Source organism: Microbacterium elymi (assembly GCF_021582895.2).
Taxonomy (GTDB): Bacteria; Actinomycetota; Actinomycetes; order Actinomycetales; family Microbacteriaceae; genus Microbacterium; species Microbacterium humicola.
This window is the reverse complement of sequence record NZ_CP091139.2, coordinates 2,745,042-2,765,270: the sequence shown is the minus strand read 5'-3', so window position 1 is coordinate 2,765,270 and position 20,229 is coordinate 2,745,042. Positions and strand designations below refer to the sequence as shown.

Annotated in this window: 15 protein-coding genes and 6 pseudogenes; 8 read left to right on the top strand and 13 right to left on the bottom strand. The window is 71.1% G+C overall.

Annotated elements, in window-relative coordinates; all coding sequences use genetic code 11:
- Window positions 1-47: 47 nt before the first annotated feature.
- The 4 genes and pseudogenes from L2X98_RS22445 to L2X98_RS15070 form a co-directional block, all read right to left on the bottom strand.
- Window positions 48-863: an ATP-binding cassette domain-containing protein gene (locus L2X98_RS22445; RefSeq protein ID WP_435526284.1), complete on the bottom strand. Its 816-nt coding sequence runs from the start codon at window positions 861-863 to the stop codon at window positions 48-50.
- 124 nt (window positions 864-987) lie between these two features.
- Window positions 988-1,792, bottom strand: a pseudogene (locus L2X98_RS15080) (ABC transporter permease).
- Window positions 1,789-2,580, bottom strand: a complete 792-nt coding sequence (modA, locus tag L2X98_RS15075; RefSeq protein WP_259611468.1) for a molybdate ABC transporter substrate-binding protein — start codon at window positions 2,578-2,580, stop codon at window positions 1,789-1,791. Before modA ends, L2X98_RS15080 begins: the two are co-directional and overlap by 4 nt.
- 56 nt (window positions 2,581-2,636) lie before the next feature.
- Window positions 2,637-3,032, bottom strand: coding sequence for a TOBE domain-containing protein (locus L2X98_RS15070; RefSeq protein ID WP_259611467.1), 396 nt, complete (start codon window positions 3,030-3,032; stop codon window positions 2,637-2,639).
- Between the two features lie 335 nt (window positions 3,033-3,367).
- On the opposite strand from L2X98_RS15070, the gene L2X98_RS15065 reads away from it, so the two are divergent.
- The 6 genes from L2X98_RS15065 to L2X98_RS15045 all read left to right on the top strand — a co-directional run bounded on the left by L2X98_RS15065 (window position 3,368) and on the right by L2X98_RS15045 (window position 7,652).
- Window positions 3,368-4,594: a ThiF family adenylyltransferase gene (locus L2X98_RS15065; RefSeq protein WP_259611466.1), complete on the top strand. Its 1,227-nt coding sequence runs from the start codon at window positions 3,368-3,370 to the stop codon at window positions 4,592-4,594.
- The gene (locus L2X98_RS21610) at window positions 4,591-5,277 is read left to right on the top strand and encodes a MoeA family protein (RefSeq protein WP_354002821.1); all 687 of its coding nucleotides are present in this window, start codon (window positions 4,591-4,593) and stop codon (window positions 5,275-5,277) included. Before L2X98_RS15065 ends, L2X98_RS21610 begins: the two co-directional genes overlap by 4 nt.
- On the top strand, window positions 5,223-5,786 hold the full coding sequence (locus L2X98_RS21605) for a molybdopterin-binding protein (protein ID WP_354002820.1): 564 nt from the start codon (window positions 5,223-5,225) through the stop codon (window positions 5,784-5,786). Before L2X98_RS21610 ends, L2X98_RS21605 begins: the two co-directional genes overlap by 55 nt.
- Window positions 5,783-6,265, top strand: a complete 483-nt coding sequence (gene moaC / locus L2X98_RS15055) for a cyclic pyranopterin monophosphate synthase MoaC (protein WP_259611465.1) — start codon at window positions 5,783-5,785, stop codon at window positions 6,263-6,265. Before L2X98_RS21605 ends, moaC begins: the two co-directional genes overlap by 4 nt.
- 71 nt (window positions 6,266-6,336) lie before the next feature.
- On the top strand, window positions 6,337-7,419 hold the full coding sequence (locus L2X98_RS15050; RefSeq protein ID WP_259611464.1) for an NTP transferase domain-containing protein: 1,083 nt from the start codon (window positions 6,337-6,339) through the stop codon (window positions 7,417-7,419).
- The gene (locus L2X98_RS15045) at window positions 7,419-7,652 is read left to right on the top strand and encodes a MoaD/ThiS family protein (protein WP_259611463.1); all 234 of its coding nucleotides are present in this window, start codon (window positions 7,419-7,421) and stop codon (window positions 7,650-7,652) included. Before L2X98_RS15050 ends, L2X98_RS15045 begins: the two co-directional genes overlap by 1 nt.
- A gap of 110 nt (window positions 7,653-7,762) precedes the next feature.
- On the opposite strand, the pseudogene L2X98_RS15040 reads toward L2X98_RS15045, so the two are convergent.
- The 3 genes and pseudogenes from L2X98_RS15040 to L2X98_RS15025 form a co-directional block, all read right to left on the bottom strand.
- Window positions 7,763-10,081, bottom strand: a pseudogene (locus L2X98_RS15040) (FdhF/YdeP family oxidoreductase).
- A gap of 70 nt (window positions 10,082-10,151) precedes the next feature.
- Complete coding sequence (locus L2X98_RS21600; protein ID WP_354002819.1) at window positions 10,152-11,057, bottom strand: molybdenum cofactor biosynthesis protein MoaE; 906 nt, start codon at window positions 11,055-11,057, stop codon at window positions 10,152-10,154.
- 39 nt (window positions 11,058-11,096) lie between these two features.
- Window positions 11,097-13,002: pseudogene (locus L2X98_RS15025) on the bottom strand (helicase HerA-like domain-containing protein).
- 216 nt (window positions 13,003-13,218) lie between these two features.
- Here L2X98_RS15025 and L2X98_RS15020 point away from each other — a divergent pair.
- Window positions 13,219-13,554, top strand: coding sequence for a nitroreductase family deazaflavin-dependent oxidoreductase (locus L2X98_RS15020; protein WP_259611461.1), 336 nt, complete (start codon window positions 13,219-13,221; stop codon window positions 13,552-13,554).
- Window positions 13,555-13,565: 11 nt separating this feature from the next.
- On the opposite strand, the pseudogene L2X98_RS15015 reads toward L2X98_RS15020, so the two are convergent.
- The 4 genes and pseudogenes from L2X98_RS15015 to L2X98_RS15000 form a co-directional block, all read right to left on the bottom strand.
- Window positions 13,566-14,538: pseudogene (locus L2X98_RS15015) on the bottom strand (carbohydrate ABC transporter permease).
- Window positions 14,538-15,869, bottom strand: a complete 1,332-nt coding sequence (locus L2X98_RS15010) for a carbohydrate ABC transporter permease (protein WP_259611460.1) — start codon at window positions 15,867-15,869, stop codon at window positions 14,538-14,540. The pseudogene L2X98_RS15015 and the gene L2X98_RS15010 overlap by 1 nt, the downstream one beginning before the upstream one ends.
- A 108-nt stretch (window positions 15,870-15,977) precedes the next feature.
- Entirely contained in the window at window positions 15,978-17,312 is a 1,335-nt protein-coding gene (locus tag L2X98_RS15005) for an ABC transporter substrate-binding protein (RefSeq protein WP_259611459.1), read from the bottom strand.
- A 149-nt stretch (window positions 17,313-17,461) separates the two neighbouring features.
- Window positions 17,462-18,692 (bottom strand): annotated as a pseudogene (locus L2X98_RS15000) (Bcr/CflA family efflux MFS transporter).
- On the opposite strand from L2X98_RS15000, the gene L2X98_RS14995 reads away from it, so the two are divergent.
- Window positions 18,691-18,972 (top strand): hypothetical protein, encoded by a 282-nt coding sequence (locus L2X98_RS14995; RefSeq protein ID WP_259611457.1) that lies wholly within the window; start codon window positions 18,691-18,693, stop codon window positions 18,970-18,972. The pseudogene L2X98_RS15000 and the gene L2X98_RS14995 sit on opposite strands and share 2 nt — an antisense overlap.
- 116 nt (window positions 18,973-19,088) lie before the next feature.
- On the opposite strand, the gene rplL is transcribed toward L2X98_RS14995, so the two are convergent.
- Together rplL and rplJ are read right to left on the bottom strand one after the other, a co-directional pair.
- Complete coding sequence (rplL, locus tag L2X98_RS14990) at window positions 19,089-19,478, bottom strand: 50S ribosomal protein L7/L12 (protein WP_259611456.1); 390 nt, start codon at window positions 19,476-19,478, stop codon at window positions 19,089-19,091.
- A 41-nt stretch (window positions 19,479-19,519) separates the two neighbouring features.
- Window positions 19,520-20,034, bottom strand: a pseudogene (rplJ, locus tag L2X98_RS14985) (50S ribosomal protein L10).
- Window positions 20,035-20,229: the final 195 nt, after the last annotated feature.

The following is a 20,229-nucleotide window of genomic DNA, read 5'->3' as shown; positions in this document are numbered from 1 at the left end:
GACCCCGAACGGCTTGCACCGGCCGTAGTGACCCGGTCGCCCCGCTCTCAGCGACCGGCCGACACCGTGATGGTTCCGCCGGGGATCGCTCCGGCACCGGCGGGCAGCTCGAGCACGATGTCCTCGCCGGTCGCGGTGCGCGCCCGCACCACGACCCCCGACTCGCCTGCCCGCACGTCCTCGATCCGCGCCGCCCAGCCGTCGCCCGAGCCTCCGCCCGAGCCCTCGCCCCGGCGGTCCGGCAGCGTCGCGGCGACCGCGGCCGCGAACGGCGTGGCCGGGGCATCCAGCACCTCGCGCACCCCGCCCTCCTGCGTGATCCGTCCGGCTTCGAGCACGACCAGACGGCCGGCGAGGGATGCCGCGTCCGCCGCGTCATGCGTGGCGATGAGCGCCGTCGTCCCGGTCGCGGCGAGCTGATCGCGCAGCAACGCGCGGATGTCGGCCGCGGTGGCCGGGTCGAGGGACGTCAGCGGCTCGTCCAGCAGCAGCACCCGCGGCGCGGTCGCCAGCGCACGGGCCAGCGCCACCCGCTGCTTGCCCGCCGGACAGCTGCGCGGGACGTCGTGCGCCCATGCCGGCCAGCCCCACGCGATCCAGCCAGGCATCGGCATCCGTCCGTGCCGCGCGGCGCCCCGTGCCGCGGGCGCGCGGCCCGAACGCGACGTTCTCGCGCGCCGACAGGTGCGGGAAGAGGCGCGGCTGCTGCCGAGCAGCACGACGCCGCGGTGCTGCGGGCCGACGCGGACGCCGGATGCCGCCTCCAGCGTCCGCCCGTCGAGCCGCACCTCGCCCGCGTCCAGCGGCACGAAGCCCGCGATCGCATCGAACAGGGTGGACTTGCCCGCACCGGACGGGCCCATCACGGCGACGATCTCTCCGGCGTCGGCCCGCAGCGCCGCATCGAGCACGTACGCCCCGCGCTCGACCCGGACCCGGGCCTCCAGCCCCGCGCCGCTCATCCGACGCCCTCCGCCTGTGCGCCGCTCATCCGACGCCCTCCGCGGCCGTCGCCGGGGCGTTCGGTCGCCAGGCCCGCACCAGCAGGCACGAGGATCGCCGTCACCAGCAGCAGCAGCGAGAGCGCGACCGCCGATCCCTGGGTGACCCCCGCGCCGTTGAACGCCGTGTAGATCGCCAGCGGCATGGTCTGCGTGACCCCCGGCGCGTTGCCGGCGAACAGCGCGGTGGCGCCGAACTCGCCGATCGCGCGGGCGAAGCACAGGATGACTCCCGAGATCAGCCCGGGAGCGGCCAGCGGCAGCGTCACCCGCCACAGGATCGTCCAGCGGCCGGCGCCCAGCCCGGTGGCGGCACGCTCGTAATCCACGCCGGAGGTGCGCAGTGCGCCCTCCAGCGCCAGGACGAGGAACGGCAGCGCCACGAACGTCTGGGCCAGGACCACCGCCGTCGTGGTGAACGGCACCTGCCAGCCGGTCCAGCCGAGCCATCCGGAACGGCCGAACAGGAACAGCAGCGCCAGTCCGCCCACCATCGGCGGCAGCACGAGCGGCACGGTCACGATCGCGCGCAGCACGGCGGCGGTGCGCGTGCGCGCCCGCGCGATCAGCAGCGCGAGCGGCACCCCCAGCACCAGGCACAGCGCGGTGGCGATCAGGCCGGTCGTCACCGACAGCCGCAGCGCGTCCAGAGCTTCGGTCGAGGTGATGTCGGCCCACAGCGTCGCCCACTGCACCTTGCCGACCAGGGCGGCCAGCGGCAGGACGAGGAACGCCACGCCGATCAGGGCGGGGACCGCGAGGACCGGCGGCGCGTAGCCGCGACGATTCATGGCTTCTCGAATCCGAACGAGGCGAGGACGGCCTGCCCCTCGGTCCCGGTGATGAAGTCGACGAACGCCTGCGCGGCGGCCCTGTCGGGCGCGTCCTTCAGCACGGCGATCGGGTAGGAGTTCACGACCTTGTCGGCGCCCTCGGGGACGATGGTCTCGACCTGACCGGCGGCGGTTGCCGCGTCGGTCTTGTAGACGAGCCCGGCGTCGGCCTCGTCGGTGCGCACCTTGGTCAGGACCGCAGTCACGTTCTGCTCGGAGCTGGCCGGCGTCACGCTCACCCCGGCGTTGTCCAGCAGCGTCCGGGAGGCGGCGCCGCAGGGCACCTCGGGTGCGCACAGCACGGTGGTCACTCCCCGCTTCGCCAGGTCGGCGAGGCTCTGCACGCCGGCGGAATTGCCCTTGGGCACGACGATGACGAGGGTGTTGCGGGCGAAGACCACCGGGTCGGAGGCCAGCCCCGGTGCGGTGACCTTGTCCATGTTCGCCTGGTCGGCCGAGGCGAAGACGTCCACCTTGGCGCCGCCGATGATCTGGGTGGCCAGCGTGCTGGAGCCGTCATAGCTGGCGGTGATGTGCACGTCCGGGTGCGCGGCGGTGAACTTCTCGATGGCCGTGTCGAATGCGCCCTTCAGCGACGCGGCCGCCGACACCGTGACGTTGCCGCTGAGAGCGACGGTCGCGCCGCTGGGCTGGTCCGTGGCGGGCTGGGTGGCACTGATCGCACAGCCGGCCAGCACCAGGGCGAGTGTGGCCGCAGCCGCGGCGATGACGGGGAACCGGCGCATGATGTGCTCTCCCTTCTGGCGGGTTCTTCCGGACGAGTTCGCGTGGACGAGACCGGTCAAGGACGCGGGGTCTCGACGATGACGGTGGTGGCCTTGACCACGGCGACCGCGAGCGACCCGACTTCCAGACCGAGGTCGCGGACGGCCTCGGCGGTCATCAGCGACACGACGCGATGCGGACCCGCCTGGATGTCGACCTGGGCGGCGACCTGGTCGACGATGACCCTGGTGACCAGGCCGGTGAACCGATTGCGCGCACTGGAGAGGACATCCGTCGGGTCGCCGGCCGCAGCGGACAGCTCCACCGCACGGCGCGCGAGCGCGTCCCCGGGAATCTCGGCCGGCGAAGAGTCCGTGACCGGCAGCGCGCCCTGCTCCACCCAGCGGCGCACGGTGTCATCGCTGACGCCGAGCAGACGGGCGGCCTGCGAGATCTTGTAGCTTGCGGGCATATCGTCACGATAGCACCGCACCTGCGGAGATCTGAGCGGACTTATTCCGATCTCGCGGCACCGGCCGCTGCCGCGTCCCCGCCGTCCCGCACCATGACCGGTGCGGCGCCTCCCCGCCTCGCGCCGCACACGGGCGCCTCCTCCCCTCACCGGCGCCCCCACCCTCACCGACTTCGGAGGATCACCGCATCCTCGGAGGATTCCGGCGATTCGATCCGAGACTCGCCGCTTCCTCCGAACTCTGTGAGGCCTGGGGCGGGGGCGGGATGCGGCATCCGCCGTTTCGTCCGGCCGGAACCGGCCCGCGCCCGGGCGCCGCTGACTACGCTGAAGACATGCCGCTGGTCCCGCCCCTGCCTGCGCTCAGCGACGCCGAGCGCGTGCGCACGGCGCGCCATCAGCGATTGGCCGGGCTCGGGCCTGATGGACAGCGAAGGATCGGAGCGGCTCGCGCCGCGGTGGTCGGCGCCGGAGGGCTGGGCTCGCCGGTCATCCTCGCCCTGGCCGCTGCCGGCATCGGCGAACTCGTCGTGTTCGACGACGACGAGGTGGACGTCTCGAATCTGCAGCGGCAGGTGATCCACCGCCGGCAGGACGTCGGGCGCCCCAAGACCGACAGTGCCGAGCGCGTGGCATCCGATCTGTCCGAGACCCGCGTCCGCGCGGTGCGCACCCGCCTCACGCACGACAACGCCGCCGCGCTGCTGGCGGGCGCCGATCTCGTCCTGGACGGGACGGACTCCTTCGCCAGCCGTGAGATCGTGGCGGCGGCCTGCGAGCGGCTCGGCTTGCCCCTGGTGTGGGGCACGGTGCAGGAGTTCGCCGGGCTGGTCACGGTGTTCTGGTCCGCCCCACCCGCGCCGCACGAGCCGGTGCGCCTGGTCGACCTCTATCCCGCCGGCAGCGACGCCCCGGCCTGCTCGGCGGTGGGCGTGTTCGGCCCGCTCTGCCTGCAGGTCGGATCGTTGATGGCCGCCGAGGCGCTGAAGCTCATCACCGGGATCGGCCGACCCCTGATCGGACGCGTCGCTCTCATCGACGCGCTGGCCGGCACTCAGCGCGAAGCGCCCCTGCGAGCTGCACAGGGGACGGATGCCGCGAGCGCGGCGAACTCCGCGGCGAACTCCGCAGCACAGAACGGCACCGCACAGGACGGCCCGGCTCGGGGCGGGTCGGCACAGAGCGGCCCGGCACGGGGCGGGTCGGCACAGAACGGCACCGCACCGAACTCCGCCGTGCCGAACGCGAACGGCTCGGCGCGGCCGGCCGCCGCGATCGCCGAGGTGGACGAGCCCGGCGATGCCGTCGTGATCGACGTGCGCGAGGAGTTCGAGCTGGCCACGGGCACGGTGCCCGGCTTCCGGCACCTTCCGCTGGATGCTCTGCTGGCGGACGTGGATGCCGTGGCCGACCAGGTCGCGGGCTCCCCCGTCGTGATCGTGTGCCAGGTGGGTGCGCGGGCGCGCGTCGCCGCGTCGGCGCTGCGGGCCGCGGGAGCCGAGGCATCCGTCCTGCGCGGCGGTATCGAGGGCTGGACCGGCAGGCAGGAGGCCCGGGTGTGATCACGGTCGAAGAGCACCGAGACCGCATCCTCGCGGCGGTGCGCCTCCTCGAGGCGACGACGATGCCGGTGAATGCGGCCCTGGGTCGGTTCCTGCGCGAACCGGTCCGATCGCAGGTGGACCTTCCGCTGTTCGACAACTCGGCGATGGACGGCTTCGCGGTGCGGTTCGACGACGTGTCCGCGGCATCCCCCGACGCGCCGGTCGTGCTCGAGGTCGTCGCCGATCTGCCGGCCGGCACGTCCGATGACCCGCCGCTGCGGGCCGGGCAGGCCGCCCGCATCATGACCGGGTCGCCGGTGCCCGCCGATGCCGACGCCGTCGTCCCGTTCGAGGACACCGTCGGCGGGCTGGAGGACTCCCTCGGCCGGGTCGAGGTGATCGAGCACCGCGGGCACGCCGAGCCCATATCCGCCCGCGTGCCGAGGAGTGCACGGCCGGGGACGAGATCCTTCCCGCCGGAACCTTCCTGGGCGGCCGTCAGCTCGCGGCTTGCGGCCGCGGCCGGTGTCACCGAGGTCGTGGTCTCTCGGCTTCCGCGGGTGGCCGTGATCTCGACCGGGGACGAGCTTCGACCCCCGGCACCCCGTTGCGGCGCGGCCAGATCCCCGAGTCGAACAGCACGCTGTTGGAGGGACTGTGCGAGCAGATCGGCGCCGAGGTGGTGCTGCGCACCTCGGTGACCGATGACGGCGACGGACTGCGCGCGGCCCTGGCCGAGGCATCCGTTCTCGGCGCCGACGTGGTGATCACCTCGGGCGGTGTCAGCGCAGGAGCGTACGAGGTCGTCAAGAACGTCGCGCCGATGCGGTTCGAGAAGGTCGCGATGCAGCCCGGCAAGCCGCAGGGATTCGGCGACGGGATGCCGCTCATGTTCGGGCTGCCGGGCAACCCGGTCAGCGTCGCGGTCTCGTTCGAGGTGTTCGTGCGCCCCGCGCTGCGGGCGATGCAGGGCGCCGCGGCACTCGATCGGCTCACGCTGCCGATGCGCGTGCTCGAGGCGTGGCGCACTCCGGTCGGCCGACGCCAATATCGGCCGGTGCGCGTCGAGCGCGACGGCGTGCGCCCCGCCTCGTCGGGCGGCTCGCACCTCGCGGCGAGCCTGGGCCGCTCCGACGCCTATGCGATCGTCCCCGCCGACCTCGACGCCGTCGCGGTGGGCGATGTCGTGGATGTCATGCTGGTCTCATGAGCTTCACCCACCTGGATGCCGCGGGCAACGCCCGCATGGTCGACGTCACCGAGAAGCAGCCCACGGTGCGCGCGGCCACCGCGCGCGGCTTCGTCCGCTGCGCGCCCGAGGTCGTCGCGGCCCTCCGCGACGGCACTGTGCCCAAGGGCGATGTGCTCGCGGTCGCCCGGATCGCCGGCATCGCCGCGGCCAAGCGCACCCCGAGCTCGCCCCTGGCTCACGTGATCGGCGTGCACGGGGCGGTGGTCGAGGTGGAGATCGTCGACGGCGGCGTGCAGCTCGAGGCCACCGTGCGCACCGCCGATCGCACCGGCGTGGAGATGGAGGCGCTCACCGCCGTCTCGGTCGCCGCCCTCGCCGTGGTCGACATGGTCAAGGGCTTGGACAAGTCCACCTCGATTTCCGACGTCCGACTGGTCGCCAAGACCGGAGGCAAATCGGGCGCATGGGCCCGGCCGGGCGAGTCCGCGCGGCCGTGACCGACGTTCCTGCCGGCGACCGGGCGCGCGCTGCGGATCCCGTGGGCGCGCGGATCTCCGCGGCACACTCTGTGGCACACTCCGCGGCCGGCACACCCGGCGCAGACGCGCGCTCCGTCGGCGCGATCCTGCTCGCCGGCGGCCGGGCGTCCCGCATGGGCGGGATCGACAAGCCGCGGCTGCAGATCGACGGGGTGAGCCTGCTCGACCGTGCGATCGCCGCCGTGCGCAGCGTCTCGGCAGCCCCGATCGTCGTGGCGGGTCCCGCGCCGACCGATGCCGCGCCACCATCACCCGCACCGGCACCCTCCGCCCGCGCTGACCCGGGGACTTCTGACCGCGCGGCATCCCCCTCCCCCGCGCAGCCCACTCCTGGCCTCGGGACTTCTGACCGCGCGGCATCCCCCTCCCCCGCGCAGCCCACTCCTGGCCTCGGGACTTCAGACCGCGCGGCATCCTCGTCCGCCGCGCAGCCCACTCCCCTGACCTGGGTGCGCGAAGACCCGCCGTTCACCGGGCCGGTGGCGGCGATCGTCGCCGCGCTGGCGGCGATGCCGGCGGACTCCGATCCCGCCTGGACGCTCGTGCTGGCATGCGACCTCCCTCACGTCGACGCCGCCGTGCGGCAGCTCGTGCACGACATCGTGCTCCTGGGCTCCGACATCGACGGTGCGTGCCTGTCCGACGCGTCGAGCCGGCCGCAGTGGCTGACGGGGCTGTACCGCACGACAGCGCTTGCGGCGGGCCGCGGCATCCATCCCGGACGAGGGCCGGAACCAGTCGATGCGCGCGCTCCTGGCCGACCTGGCGATCGCGGCGCTGCCCGACCTGTCCGACAGCGCCCGCGACATCGACACGTGGGAGGATTACAGGAGCTTCACCAAGGAGGACGTATGAGCGATCACCTGCCCCCGGAGGCCCTCGACCACTGGGCCGACGCGCTGCGCGAGCGGTTCGGACTCGCCCCCGAGGACGTGCCCATCTCGCTGATCCTGGACCTGGCCAAGGATGTCGCGAACGGCGTCGCGCGGCCGGCTGCGCCGTTCAGCGCCTTCGTGGCGGGGCTGGTCGCCGGTCGCGCCGGCGGCTCCCCCGAGCAGGTGCGCGAAGCCGCCGCCGCCGTGTCGGAGCTGGCCTCGACCTGGGAGGCGTGATGCCCGTCGTCCGGTTCTTCGCGGCCGCCGAAGAGGCCGCCGGCGCGGCGCAGGCTCACGGTCGCGGCCGCCGATCTCGGGCGCTGCGCGGGACGCTGAGCGCGCAGCATCCGGCGCTCGCCTCGATCCTGCCGCGGTGCGCGGTCCTGGTGGACGGCGCCCGGCTGGACGATGCCTCCCCGCTGCCCGAGTCGGCCGTGATCGACGTCCTGCCGCCCTTCGCCGGCGGCTGAGCGGCCCGGCCCCTCCGGCTGACAGGCCCGCCCCTCCGGCTGACAGGCCCCGCCCCTCCGGCTGACGGGCCCCGCCCCTCCGACCGACCGCGTCGGCCCGGCCGCTGTGGCTAGGCCGGAGCCCCGCGGTGCTCCAGGCGCACCACCACCGACTTCGAGGTGGGCGTGCCGCTGACATCGGCGACCGAGTCCAGCGGCACCAGCACGTTCGTCTCGGGATAATACGCCGCCGCGTTGCCCCGCGGCGTGCTGTACGCCACGATGCGGAACTCCTCGGCGCGACGCTCTTCGACGTGCCCGTCCGGGGCGCGCCACTCCGAGACCAGGTCGATGATCTCGTCCTCGGCGAACCCGAGCTCGCGGATGTCGTCCGCGTTGACCATCACCACCCGACGGCCCCCGTGGATGCCGCGGTACCGGTCGTCCTTGCCGTAGATGGTGGTGTTGTACTGGTCGTGCGACCGCAGCGTCTGCAGCAGGATGCGTCCCTCGGGGATCCGCGGATACTCCAGCGTGTTGGCGGTGAAGTGGGCCTTGCCGTCGGATGTCGCGAAGCTCCGGGAGTCGCGCGGCCCGTTCGGCAGATGCAGTGTGCGGCCCTTGTCGACGCGCCGCTCGAAGTCGTCGAAGCCCGGCACGACACGCTCGATGTGCGAGCGGATCAGAGCGTAGTCGCCCTCCAGCTGCGCCCAGTCCGCCTGCGGGACGCCGTCCCGGCCGGCGAAGATCAGCGCGCAGAGGCGGGCGACGATCGCGACCTCGCTGAGCAGATCCTCCGACGGCGGCGCGAGCCGGCCGCGCGAGGAGTGCACGGCGCCCATCGAGTCCTCGACGGTCACGCGCTGCTCGCGCCCGCCGCGCCGGTCACGGTCGGTGCGCCCCAGGGTGGGCAGGATGATGGCCCGCCGGCCCGTGACCACGTGCGAGCGGTTCAGCTTCGTGGACACCTGGACGGTCAGCTCGCACCGGCGCAGCGCCGCCTCGGTGACGGCGGTGTCGGGGGTGGCCGAGACGAAGTTGCCGCCCATCCCCATGAAGAACCGCGACCGGCCGTCGCGCATGGCGCGGATCGCGTTCACCGTGTCGTACCCGTGTTCGCGCGGCGCGGCGAACGCGAACTCTGCGTCCAGCGCCGCCAGGAACTCCTCCGACGGCTTCTCGTAGATCCCGACCGTGCGGTCGCCCTGCACGTTCGAGTGGCCGCGCACCGGGCACACGCCCGCGCCGGGCCGGCCGAAGTTGCCCTGCGAGGCAGCACATTCACGATCTCGCGCAGCGTGGGCACGGAGTGCTTGTGCTGGGTCAGGCCCATCGCCCAGCAGACGATGGTCGCGCCCGAGGCGCGGACCTGGTCGCCCGCGTCCCGCAGGGTCTGCTCGGTCAGGCCGGTGGCCTCGCACAGCTCGGCCCACGAGGCGTCCGCCAGCGCCCCCCGATACGCGTCGAAGCCGGTCGTGTGCGCGGCGATGAAGTCGTGGTCGAGCACACCGCCCTCGGCATCCTCGACCTCCAGCAGATGCTTGCCGATCGCCTGGAACAGCGCCTGGTCGCCGCCGAGCCGGATCTGCAGGAAGCTGTCGGCGATCTGCGTGCCGCCCAGGATCACGCCGCGTGGCGTCTGCGGGTTCTCGAAGCGGAGGAGCCCTGCCTCCGGCAGCGGGTTGACCGCGATGATCGTGGCGCCGTTCTGCTTCGCCTTCTCGAGCGCCGACAGCATCCGCGGGTGGTTCGTGCCGGGGTTCTGCCCGGCGATGATCAGCAGCGAGGCGTTGTGCACGTCCTCGAGCGAGACGGTGCCCTTGCCGATCCCGATGGTCTCGTTCAGGGCCGAGCCCGACGATTCGTGGCACATGTTGGAGCAGTCCGGCAGGTTGTTCGTCCCGACGCCGCGCACCAGCAGCTGGTAGAGGAATGCCGCCTCGTTCGAGGTCCGGCCGGAGGTGTAGAAGATCGCCTCGTCCGGGTCGTCCAGCCCCCGCACCGCGTCGGCGATCTCGCGCAGCGAGTCATCCCACGAGATCGGCCGGTAGTGCGTGGCGCCCTCGTCGAGGATCATGGGATGCGTCAGCCGCCCCTGCTGGCCCAGCCACCAGTCGTCGTGCCCGGCCAGCTCGACCATCGAGTGTGCGGCGAAGAACTCCGGCTCGACCCGGCGCAGCGTCGCTTCTTCGGCCACGGCCTTCGCGCCGTTCTCGCAGAACTCGGCGATGTGCCGGCGATCAGACTCGGGCCATGCGCAGCCGGGGCAGTCGAACCCGTCCTTCTGGTTCACCCGGAGGAGGGTCTGGATGCCTGCGCCCGACGCCCATCTGCTGCTCGGCGATCTGCAGCGCATGCAGGATCGCCGGCACGCCCACGGCGACCTTCTTCGGGTCGCTGACGCGGATGAGGGATTCGTCGATGTCCTGGGTGGGGGGCTTCGTCGCCATGCTCCCAGGCTAGGCGATGGCGGCGCCCGCCCCGTTCACCGTTTCCATTCACCGGATATCCGGGTCCCGGTCAGCCGCCGAGGCCCTTCCACGCGGTCGTGCCGTCGGCCTCGACCTGTCGCTTCCACACCGGCAGGCTGTGCTTGATCGACTCGATCAGGGTGCGGCACACCTCGAACGCCTCGCCCCGGTGGGCGCCGGCGACGGCGACCACCACTGCAGCCTCGCCCACGGTGAGGCGGCCGATGCGATGGCTCACCGCCACCCGCACGTCGGCGTCGCCGATCGCCTGCTCGGCCAAGGTGCGCAGCGTGGCCTCGGCGTCCGGGTGCGCGGTGTACTCGAGCGCGACGACGGCGGATGCGGCATCCGGGTCGTGATCGCGCACCCTCCCGACGAACGCGAGCTCCGCGCCCATCCGCGGGTCGTCCACCGCGGCGCGGTGCGCCGCCTCGTCCAGCGGCTGATCGCTGATCTGCGCGATCAGGATGGTCATCGCAGATGGTCCTCGCCGCGCAGCTGGCCCAGCGCGTGCGGGGCGACGGCGATCACCAGCGGCATCCCCGCCTCGACCGCCGCCGGCGACCCCGGCAGGTTCACGATGAACGCCGCCTCGGCGATGCCCGAGATGCCGCGGGAGAGCATGCCGGTGGGCTTCTCGGCGGCGCTGCGGCGACGCAAGCTCTTCGGCGATGCCGGGGATGGCGACGGTGATGACGCGCTCGGTGCCCTCGGGCGTCTCGTCCCGCGGCCCGATTCCGGTCCCGCCGGTGGTCACGATGACCCGGATGCCGTCGGTGAGCGCATCGCGCAGCGCGTCTTCGACCGGGTCGGCGCCGTCCGGGATGACGATCGGGTCGGCGCAGGCGAACCCGGCCTCACGGAGCGCGGCGACCGCGATCGGGCCGCTGACATCCTCTCGCTCACCGCGGCTGGCGCGGTCCGAAACGGTGATCACGGCGGCCGAGTAGCGCATGACTCCAGCGTACGACCTCGGGTGCTCCGCGCCGCGGTGTCAACGCCGTCCGGTGCCGAAGATTCCCCGGATCACGCCGTTGAGCAGGGTCTGCGTGGTGCGCGAGCCGAGGATCTCCTCGATCGGCGACTTCTGCTTCCGGGTGCTCGTCCGGCCCGAGGTCGATCGCATCAGCCGGTCGTACTCGGCCTGGGCCTTCTTGTCGGCCGCGGCCTTCGCCTTTGCCGCGTCGGCATCGGCGTCGGCCTTGGCCTTGGCCGCCTCGGCCGCCGCATCCTGTTCGGCGGCGGCGTTGAGCTTCGCCGTGAGGATCTCGCGCGCCGATTCGGGGTCGATCGCCGTGCCGTAGCGGGCCAGCAGCGGGGAGGCCTTGATCGCCGCGGCGATCTGCGGATCGGGGTCGGCGACATCAGCCCCTGCGGTGCGCGCAACCGGGTCCAGGCGACCGGGGTCGGAGCCCCCTTCTCGCTCATCACCGTCACGATGGCCTCGCCGGTGCCGAGCTCCTGCAGCACGCGCTCCAGGTCGTAGCCCGAGTGCGGGTACGTGCCGACGGTGGCCTTGAGCGCTTTCGCGTCGTCCGGGGTGAAGGCGCGCAGCGCGTGCTGCACGCGGGATCCCAGCTGGCCGAGCACATCCGAGGGCAGGTCCTTCGGGGTCTGTGTGACGAAGAAGACGCCGACCCCCTTCGAGCGGATCAGCCGGACGGTCTGGGTGATCGAGGCGAGGAAGTCCTTCGAGGCGTCCCGGAACAGCAGATGCGCCTCGTCGAAGAAGAACACCAGCTTGGGCTTGTCGGCATCCCCCACCTCGGGCAGGATCTCGAACAGCTCGGCCAGCAGGTACATCAGGAACGTCGAGAACAGGGTGGGCTTGTCGATCACGCCCGGCACCTCGAGCAGGCTGATCACGCCGCGTCCGTCGGCAGCGATGCGCAGGATGTCCTTCACGTCGAACTCGGGCTCGCCGAAGAACACGTCCGCCCCGGCATCGGCGAACGTGATCAGCTCGCGCAGGATCACGCCGGCGGTGGCGGCCGACAGACCGCCGATGCCCTTCAGCTCGCCCTTGCCCTCGTCGCTGGTGAGGTAGGTGAGCACGGCACGCAGATCCGACAGGTCGACGAGGGCGAGGCCGGCCGCGTCGGCGTAGTGGAACACCAGGCCGAGACTGGACTCCTGCGTCTGGTTCAGCCCCAGCACCTTGCTCGAGCAAGCGGACCGAAGCCCGACACTGTCGCGCGCACCGGCACGCCGTGGCCGACGCCGCCGAGAGCGAGATATTCGACGACGGATGCCTCGGGCTTCCAGTCCTGCCCGATGCCCTCGGTGCGGGCCAGCAGCTTCTCGCTCGACTCGCCCGGGGTGGCCATCCCGCTGAGGTCGCCCTTGATGTCGGCCGCGAACACCGGCACGCCCTTCGCGGCGAGCTGCTCGGCCAGGCCCTGCAGCGTGCGGGTCTTGCCGGTGCCGGTGGCTCCGGCGACCAGGCCGTGGCGGTTCAGCATCGCCAGCGGGATGCGGATCTGCGCGGCCGGCACCGGGTCGGTGTTCACCAGGGCGCCCAGGTCGAGGGTGTCGGCCTGGAACGTGTAGCCCTCGACGATCGCCTGGATCTCGGCCGGGTCCAGCGGACCTGCGGCCGGCGCGTCGTCCGGCGCCGGTGCGGCCGCCGGTGCCGGGCTCTTCGCCGGCGCGGGCGCCGCGTCCGCGGGCGCCTCGGCCGGCGCCGCCGGCGCCGCCGCGGTCTCGGACGCCGGCGCCGCGGCGGGCGCGGCATCCGCCCCGGCGAGACTGCCCGCCTTCGCGGCCTCCGCCTCGGCCGCGGCGAGCGCAGCCTGGGCCTGGGCCGCCTTCAACGCGGCTTGTGCGGCGTCCGCCTCGGCGCGCAGGCGCTTGAGCTCGGCTTGGGCGGCGGTGACGGCGGCATCCTCGGGCACGGTCATGCGCTCAGCCTAGCCATGGCAGGGTCTTCGCGATGCGGCAGAATGAGCGCATGGCGTCCCTTCAGCGCGCGGTGCGCACTCTGGTCGCCCCGCTGACCCAGACCGCGGCCTTCCGTCGTCTCGGACGACGCCTCATGCCGGTGCTCGAACGGCTGTTCCGGATCGTCGCCGGCGGTCGCATGCCGATCAGCGCGCTGCTGGTCCCCTCGCTCACGCTTGCACACGATCGGGGCGAAGTCGGGTCGTCCCCGCGACGTCCAGCTGATGTATACGCCGGACGACGCGGGCCGGGCGATCGTCGCCGGCACCAACTTCGCCGGGACGCGGCATCCGTCCTGGACGACCAACCTGCGCGCGCATCCCGACGCCGAGATCACCGTGCGCGGTCGGCGCCTCGCCGTGCGCGCCGACCCGATCCCGGACGAGGGCCGCGATGAGGCCTGGCGGCGCATCGAGGCGCAGTGGCCGAACTACCGCTCCTACGAGCGCGAGTCCGGCCGCACCGTGCGCCTGTTCCGGCTCGAGCCGGTCCGCGAGCTCGGCCGTCGCTGAAGCCCGCCCCGCTACCCCTTCGTCGCACCGGCCATCAGGCCGCGCACGAAGAACCGCTCCGAGCGCGAAGAACACGATCAGCGGCACGATGATCGAGATGAAGGTGCCGGCCGACTGCAGGTACCAGCGGTCTCCCCACGTGCCCGACAGCGAGTTCAGCGTCTGGGTCAGCGGCAGCGACGAACTCGGCGCGAAGATCGTGGCCACCAGCAGGTCGTTCCACACCCACAGGAACTGGAAGATCGCGAACGAGGCGATAGCCGGCATGGCCAGCGGGATGATCATCCGGAAGAAGATCTGCCCATGCCCGGCGCCGTCCACCCGGGCGGCCTCGATCAGCTCGTTCGGGATCTCGGAGATGAAGTTGTGCAGCAGGAAGATCGCCAGCGGCAGGGCGAAGATCGCGTGCGCGATCCATACCGTCGCGAAGCTGTGGTCGACGTCGCGCAGGGTGAACCCGGGGAAGATCCCGACGCCGGCGATGGTCAGACCGCGCGAGAACAGACTCAGCAGCGGCACCAGCGCCATCTGGATCGGCACGATCTGCAGCGCGAAGACGAACACGAACAGGATGCCGCGGCCCTTGAACGGGATCCAGGCGAACGCGTACGCGGCCAGGGCGGCGATCGAGATCGGGATCAGGGTGGCTGGGATCGCGATCGCCAGCGAGTTCAGGAACGACTGCCCGAGTGTCAGGGCCGTGCCGCCGGAGGTGAGCGCATCGAAGTAGTTCGAGAGCGTGAAGCTGGGGTTGACGAAGACCGTCCACCAGCCCGTGGTGTTCGAATCGGCGCCCGGCCGGAACGAGGTGACGAACAGCCCGAACGTCGGGATCGTCCAGACGACCGCGATGATCGCCGCCGCGAGGGTGGCACCGCGCGAGGTGAGGCGCTTGCGGGCGTCCCGCTCGTCCTTGCGGGTGTCGCGGTCGACGGTGCGCGCGGCCCGGGTGTCGGCGGGAATGTCCGCCTCGGTGAGAGCCATCAGCGGATCTCCTTCTGCTTGCGCATCTGTACCACGTTGTAGATGATCAGCGGGAGCACGAACAGGAACAGCACCACCGCCAGCGCCGACGAGTGGCCGTAGCTCTGGAACCGCTGCTGCTGGTTGACCATCTCGAAGCCCAGCACCGAGCTGTTCGAGCGTCCGCCGGTCATCACCGCGACGATGTCGTACACCTTCAGCGCGGCGATGGTGATCGTGGTCAGCACGACGATCAGCGAGCCCCGGATGCCGGGGATCGTCACGTTGAAGAATCGCTGCAGGGCGCTCGCGCCGTCCAGCTGGGCCGCCTCGTGCTGATCCATCGGCACGGCCTTGATCGAGGCCGACAGGATCACCATGGCGAAGCCGGTCTGGCTCCAGATGAACACCGCCAGCAGGCAGATGGTGTTCACCAGCGGCTGCGCGTCCAGCCAGCCGATCGGCTGGCCGCCGAACCAGGTGATGATCGCGTTCAGGATGCCGATCTGCTGGCCCTGCCGGTAGTCGTAGACGAACTTCCAGATGATGCCGGCCCCGACGAACGAGATCGCCACCGGCATGAACACCCACAGCTTGAGGAACTTCTCGCCGCGCGCCCGGTCGACGAACGCCGCGTAGATCAGGCCGATGCCGGTGGCCACGATCGGGGCGATCAGCGCCCAGATGACGGTGTTGATCACCGACCAGAACCCGTACGGGTTGGTGAACGTCCAGACGTAGTTGTCGAACCAGACGAAGTCCTTGCCGGTCTTATCGAAGAACGACTGCACGATCGTGGAGATCGCCGGGTAGACCAGCCCGGTCAGCAGGAGGAGCGCCGCCGGGGCCATGAAGATGATCAGCTGGAAGACGTAGCCGGTGCCCTGCCGCGAGCGGTAGTCGGCGAAGAACAGGATGGCGCCGGCCAGCAGCGCGATGCCGACGACGTAGACGACCGCGTTCTGGTACGGCCGCATCACCATGAAGGCGATCACCGGGATGATGAAGCACGCCGCCACGCGCAGCCAGAAGTACCCGGGGCCCGGGCGGGGCGCATACTCGATGAGCAGGAGGATGATGCCGACCACGGCGGCGAACAGCACCACCACGATCGGGATCTGCACCAGCGGACCGAGCCCGCCGATCCAGACGAAGAAGCTGTTCAGCGAGAACCCGAGCGAGGTCGGCGGCGCGTCCTCATCCGGCCCCTGCAGGAGCATGAACAGGAACAGCGCCACCAGCAGCACGGACGCCACGAGGACGATGATGCCGGTGACGCGGCGCGACGTTCGGCTGCCTCGCCTCGTCTCCGGGCCCGGAAGCCCGGTGGACGGCTCGATCACGGTCGCCATGGTCCTGCCTCTCTGAGCACATCGGCGTGCTCGTCTTCCTTGCTTCGACGGCGGCAGGGCGGGTGCCCCTGAAAGGAGCGCCCACCCTGCCGATGCTATTGCCTGGGACTAGTTCTCGTAACCCGCCTGGATGGCGGCGAGGACATCGTCGGTGGACATGCCGTCGATCCAGCTGACCATGCCCTTCCAGAACGACCCGGACCCGACGGTGGCCGGCATGAGGTCGGACGCGTCGAAGCGCATGACCGTGTTCGGGTCCTGCATGATCTTCATCGCGTCGGTGAGGAACTGGCTGGAGGCCAGCGTCGGGTCGGCGCCCTTGTTGGCCGAGATCACGCCGCCGAGCTTGACGCGCGCGTTGGCGAAGTCCGGCGTGGTCATGAACTCCTGGACCTTCTTGGCAGCCGCGGTGTCCGCGAAGCGGGCGACGAACTCGCCACCGCCCTCGACCGCGTTCGAGCCCTCCTGGATGCCCGGCAGGACGAAGGCGTACACGTCGCCGTCCGGGGCCACGGTCGGCGCCTTGCCGTCCTTGGTCTTCACGTCGAGGAAGTTGGAGGACAGGAAGGATGCCTGGTGGGTCAGGGCGCAGGTGCCGTCGGCGACCTTGGCCGCGACATCCGCGAACGCCGTCGAGTTGATGCTCTTGACGTCGCCGAAGCCGGCGTTGACGTACGACTTGTCCAGCAGGATCGAGCCGACCGCGTCGAACGCCTTCTTGATCTGCGGGTCGGTGAACTTCACCGTGCCGGCCACCCACTGGTCGTAGACGTCCGGACCGGACTGACGCAGCACGAGGTCCTCGATCCAGTCGGTGCCCGGCCAGCCGGACGCGTCACCGGACGCGAAGCCCGCGCACCACGGCGCCTTGCCGGTCTTCTCCTGGATGGTCTTGGTCAGGGACAGCACGCCGTCCCACGTGGTCGGGACCTCGACGCCCCACTTCTTGAACTCGGCCGGCGAGTACCAGACGTAGCCCTTGACGTTGGCCAGCATCGGGGCGGCGTAGAACGTGCCGTCCGCGGTGCCGTAGTTCTTCCAGTCCTTGCCCCAGTACTTGTCCACGTTCGCGCTGACCGTGTCGTCGGCCTTCTGCACCTCGCCGGTGCCGATGAGCGAGTTCAGCAGACCGGGCTGCGGGACGATCGCGATGTCGGGGGCCGAGCCGCCCTGCACCTTGGTGACGATGTTTCCCTCGAAGCTCTTGTCGCCGGTGTACTCGACCTTGATCCCGGTGTCCTTGGTGAACTGGTCGAAGGACTTGTTCAGCAGGTCCGCCTCCGACCCGGTGATGCCGCCCGACAGGTGGACGGTCTGACCCTTCAGGTCGTCACCGCCGTTGCCGCCGCCGCTGCCGGTCTCTGCGCAGCCGGTGAGTGCGATTCCCGCCACGCCCAGAAGGGCCAGCGGGAGCATCACGGTGCGTCGAATCGACTTTGCCATGTGATCCTCCTCGTCAAGGTGCAAGCACGCACGCCACGCGGCCGGGTGGGCCGCAAGCGCTTACAGCCGAACGTACCGTGCACACCGAGCGCATTCAACCGCTGAGGGGTAACGGCTTGATAACCAATGGGAGCGCTCTCAGTGCGGAATCACGGCGCGAGCTGCGGAACCGTCCGAGGTCGCACCACGAGCCACAGGGAGAGCACGCCGATGATCGAGCAGCCGATCATCACCACCGCCATCGTGGTCGGGGTGATCCCGGCCTCGCTGGCGATCAGGCCCACGATCGGCGAGATGAGTCCGGCCACCGCGTTGTTGGCGAATCCGATCAGCGAAGCGGCCGTCCCGGCGGCGCTGCCGTGCCGGTCCAGTGACAGCACCTGGACGCAGGGGAAGGTGAAGCCGCAGGCGGTCATGAACACGAACAGCGGCACGATCGTGCCCCACAGTCCGAGCCCGAGGGCGTCGCCCCCGGCGATCGCAGCGGCGGCGGCCACCAGGACGGCGGTCGAGAACGCGAGCACCCACTGCGGGCCGAAGCGGGCGGCCAGCCGGGCGGCGACCTGGTTGCCGATGACCAGCCCCACAGAGTTCGCCGCGAACAGCAGGCCGTACTGCTGGGCGTTGAACCCGTAGCTCTCCTGGAACAGGAACGACGAACTGGACAGGTACGAGAACAGCCCGCTGAACGTCATGGCGCCGATGATGAGCACGCCGACGAAGATGCGATCGCGGAACACCGCGGCGTACCGCTGTCGGGTGGTCGTCGAGCCGCGGTCCTGTCTGCGTGCGGCGGGCAGGGTCTCGGGCAGGATGAAGATCGCGCAGGCGAGCATGACCAGCCCGTAGGCCGCCAGCACGACGAAGATGCCGCGCCACGGGATCACCGCGAGCAGGGCCGAGCCCAGCAGCGGCGCGATCACCGGCGCCGCGCCGGTCACCAGCGCGAGTCGGCTCAGCATCACGACCAGCCGGCGCCCGCCGAACAGGTCTCGCACCATCGCCATGGCCACGACGCCGCCGGCGGCGGCGCCCACGCCCATGAGCACGCGGGCTCCGCCCAGCAGCAGCAGGGTGGGCGCCAGTGCGGCGGCGGCGCTGGCCAGCACGTGCACGCCGGTGACGATCAGCAGCGGGATGCGGCGGCCGAGCTTGTCGCTGAGGGGTCCCACGATCAGCTGGCCGAGCCCGAAGCCGATCATCGTTCCGGTGAGCGTGAGCTGGACGGCCGTGGCCGTGGTCTGGAAATCCTGCTCGAGGATCGGGAACGCCGGCAGGTACAGGTCGACCGTGAACGGACCGAGGGCGGTCAGCGCGCCCAGGAGGACGATGTAGAGCACCCGGCGCGCGGTCGAGATCGCATCGCCCGGGTGCAGGCATGATCGGCGCGGTGGCCGGATTCGAGCCGAGCGTGCGGATGGCGGCGGTCGAGGTGCGGATCGAGCCCGTCGCGGTGCGGATCGAGCCCGTCGCGGTGCGGATCGAGCCCGTCGACGTGCGGACCGAGCCGGTCGACGTGCGGACCGAGCCGGTCGACGTAGGCACCGAGCCCGTCGACGTAGGCACCGAGCCCGCCGAAGCGGGAGCGGGTACCGGCGGTTCAGGCAGGGTCGGCTGGGGCGCGGTATCGGGCTTCACGAGGGCTTCCGGTCGGGAATGAAGAACAGGTCGAATCGATTCGACCTCGGACCATGATACCGGAGCGGTCCCCAGCATCCGCGGGGAAGACACGAAAGCCCCGGACACGGATGTCCGGGGCTTTCGAAGAAGCAGAGACTACTTCAGGGTGACCGTGGCGCCGGCCTCTTCGAGAGCGGCCTTGGCCTTCTCGGCGGCCTCCTTGGTGGCGCCCTCCAGAACCGGCTTGGGCGCACCGTCGACGACGGCCTTCGCATCGCCGAGGCCGAGCGAGGTGAGCTCGCGGACGACCTTGATGACCTGGATCTTCTTGTCGCCGACCGTCTCGAGGACGACGTCGAAGGAATCCTTCTCCTCGACCTCTTCGGCGGGCGCGCCACCGGCCGGGGCGCCGGCAGCGGCAACGGCGACGGGGGCGGCGGCGGTGACCTCGAAGGTCTCCTCGAACTTCTTGACGAACTCGCTGAGCTCGATGAGCGACAGCTCCTTGAACGCGTCGAGAAGCTCGTCAGTGCTGAGCTTTGCCATGATGATTCTCCTTGATCGGGGTTGTGATGCCGAGGCCGAGATCAGGCCGCGGACTCCTGCTTCTCACGCAGCGCGTCGACCGTGCGAACGGCCTTCGACAGCGGAGCGTTGAACAGATATGCCGCCTGGAACAGCGAGGCCTTGAAGGCACCGGCGAGCTTCGCCAGCAGGACTTCACGGCTCTCGAGGTCGGCGAGCTGGTTGACCTCATCGGGCGTCAGGGGGCACCGTCGAAGAAGCCGCCCTTGATCACCAGAAGAGGGTGTGCCTTGGCGAAGGCGCGCAGGCCCTTCGCGACGGAGACCGGGTCACCGTGCACGAAGGCGATGGCAGACGGCCCCTTCAGGTCGTCGTCCAGCGTCGAGATCCCGGCCTTGTTGGCCGCGATCTTGGTCAGCGTGTTCTTCACCACGGCGTACTCCGCGTCCTGACGGATGCTGTTGCGGAGCTCCTTGAGCTCGGCAACCGTCAGACCGCGGTACTCGGTCAGCAGAACGGCGGTCGAGTCCTCGAAATTCTTCGTGAGCTCGGCAACCGTTGCGTCCTTCTGCGCCATGGCCACTCCTTGTCTTTACGAGACGCTCCGCGATGGCGGGGCGTCGACCTCGGATCGGCGGCCGCACGACAAACAAAAACGCTCCGGCGCAAGCGCACGGAGCGGAATCCTGGAGGGAGATCGTTCTATGTCACCTGCGCGGGCCCCTGCGTGGCAGTGCTTCGATCAACGTGCTCTCGCACGCCGATGACCGGC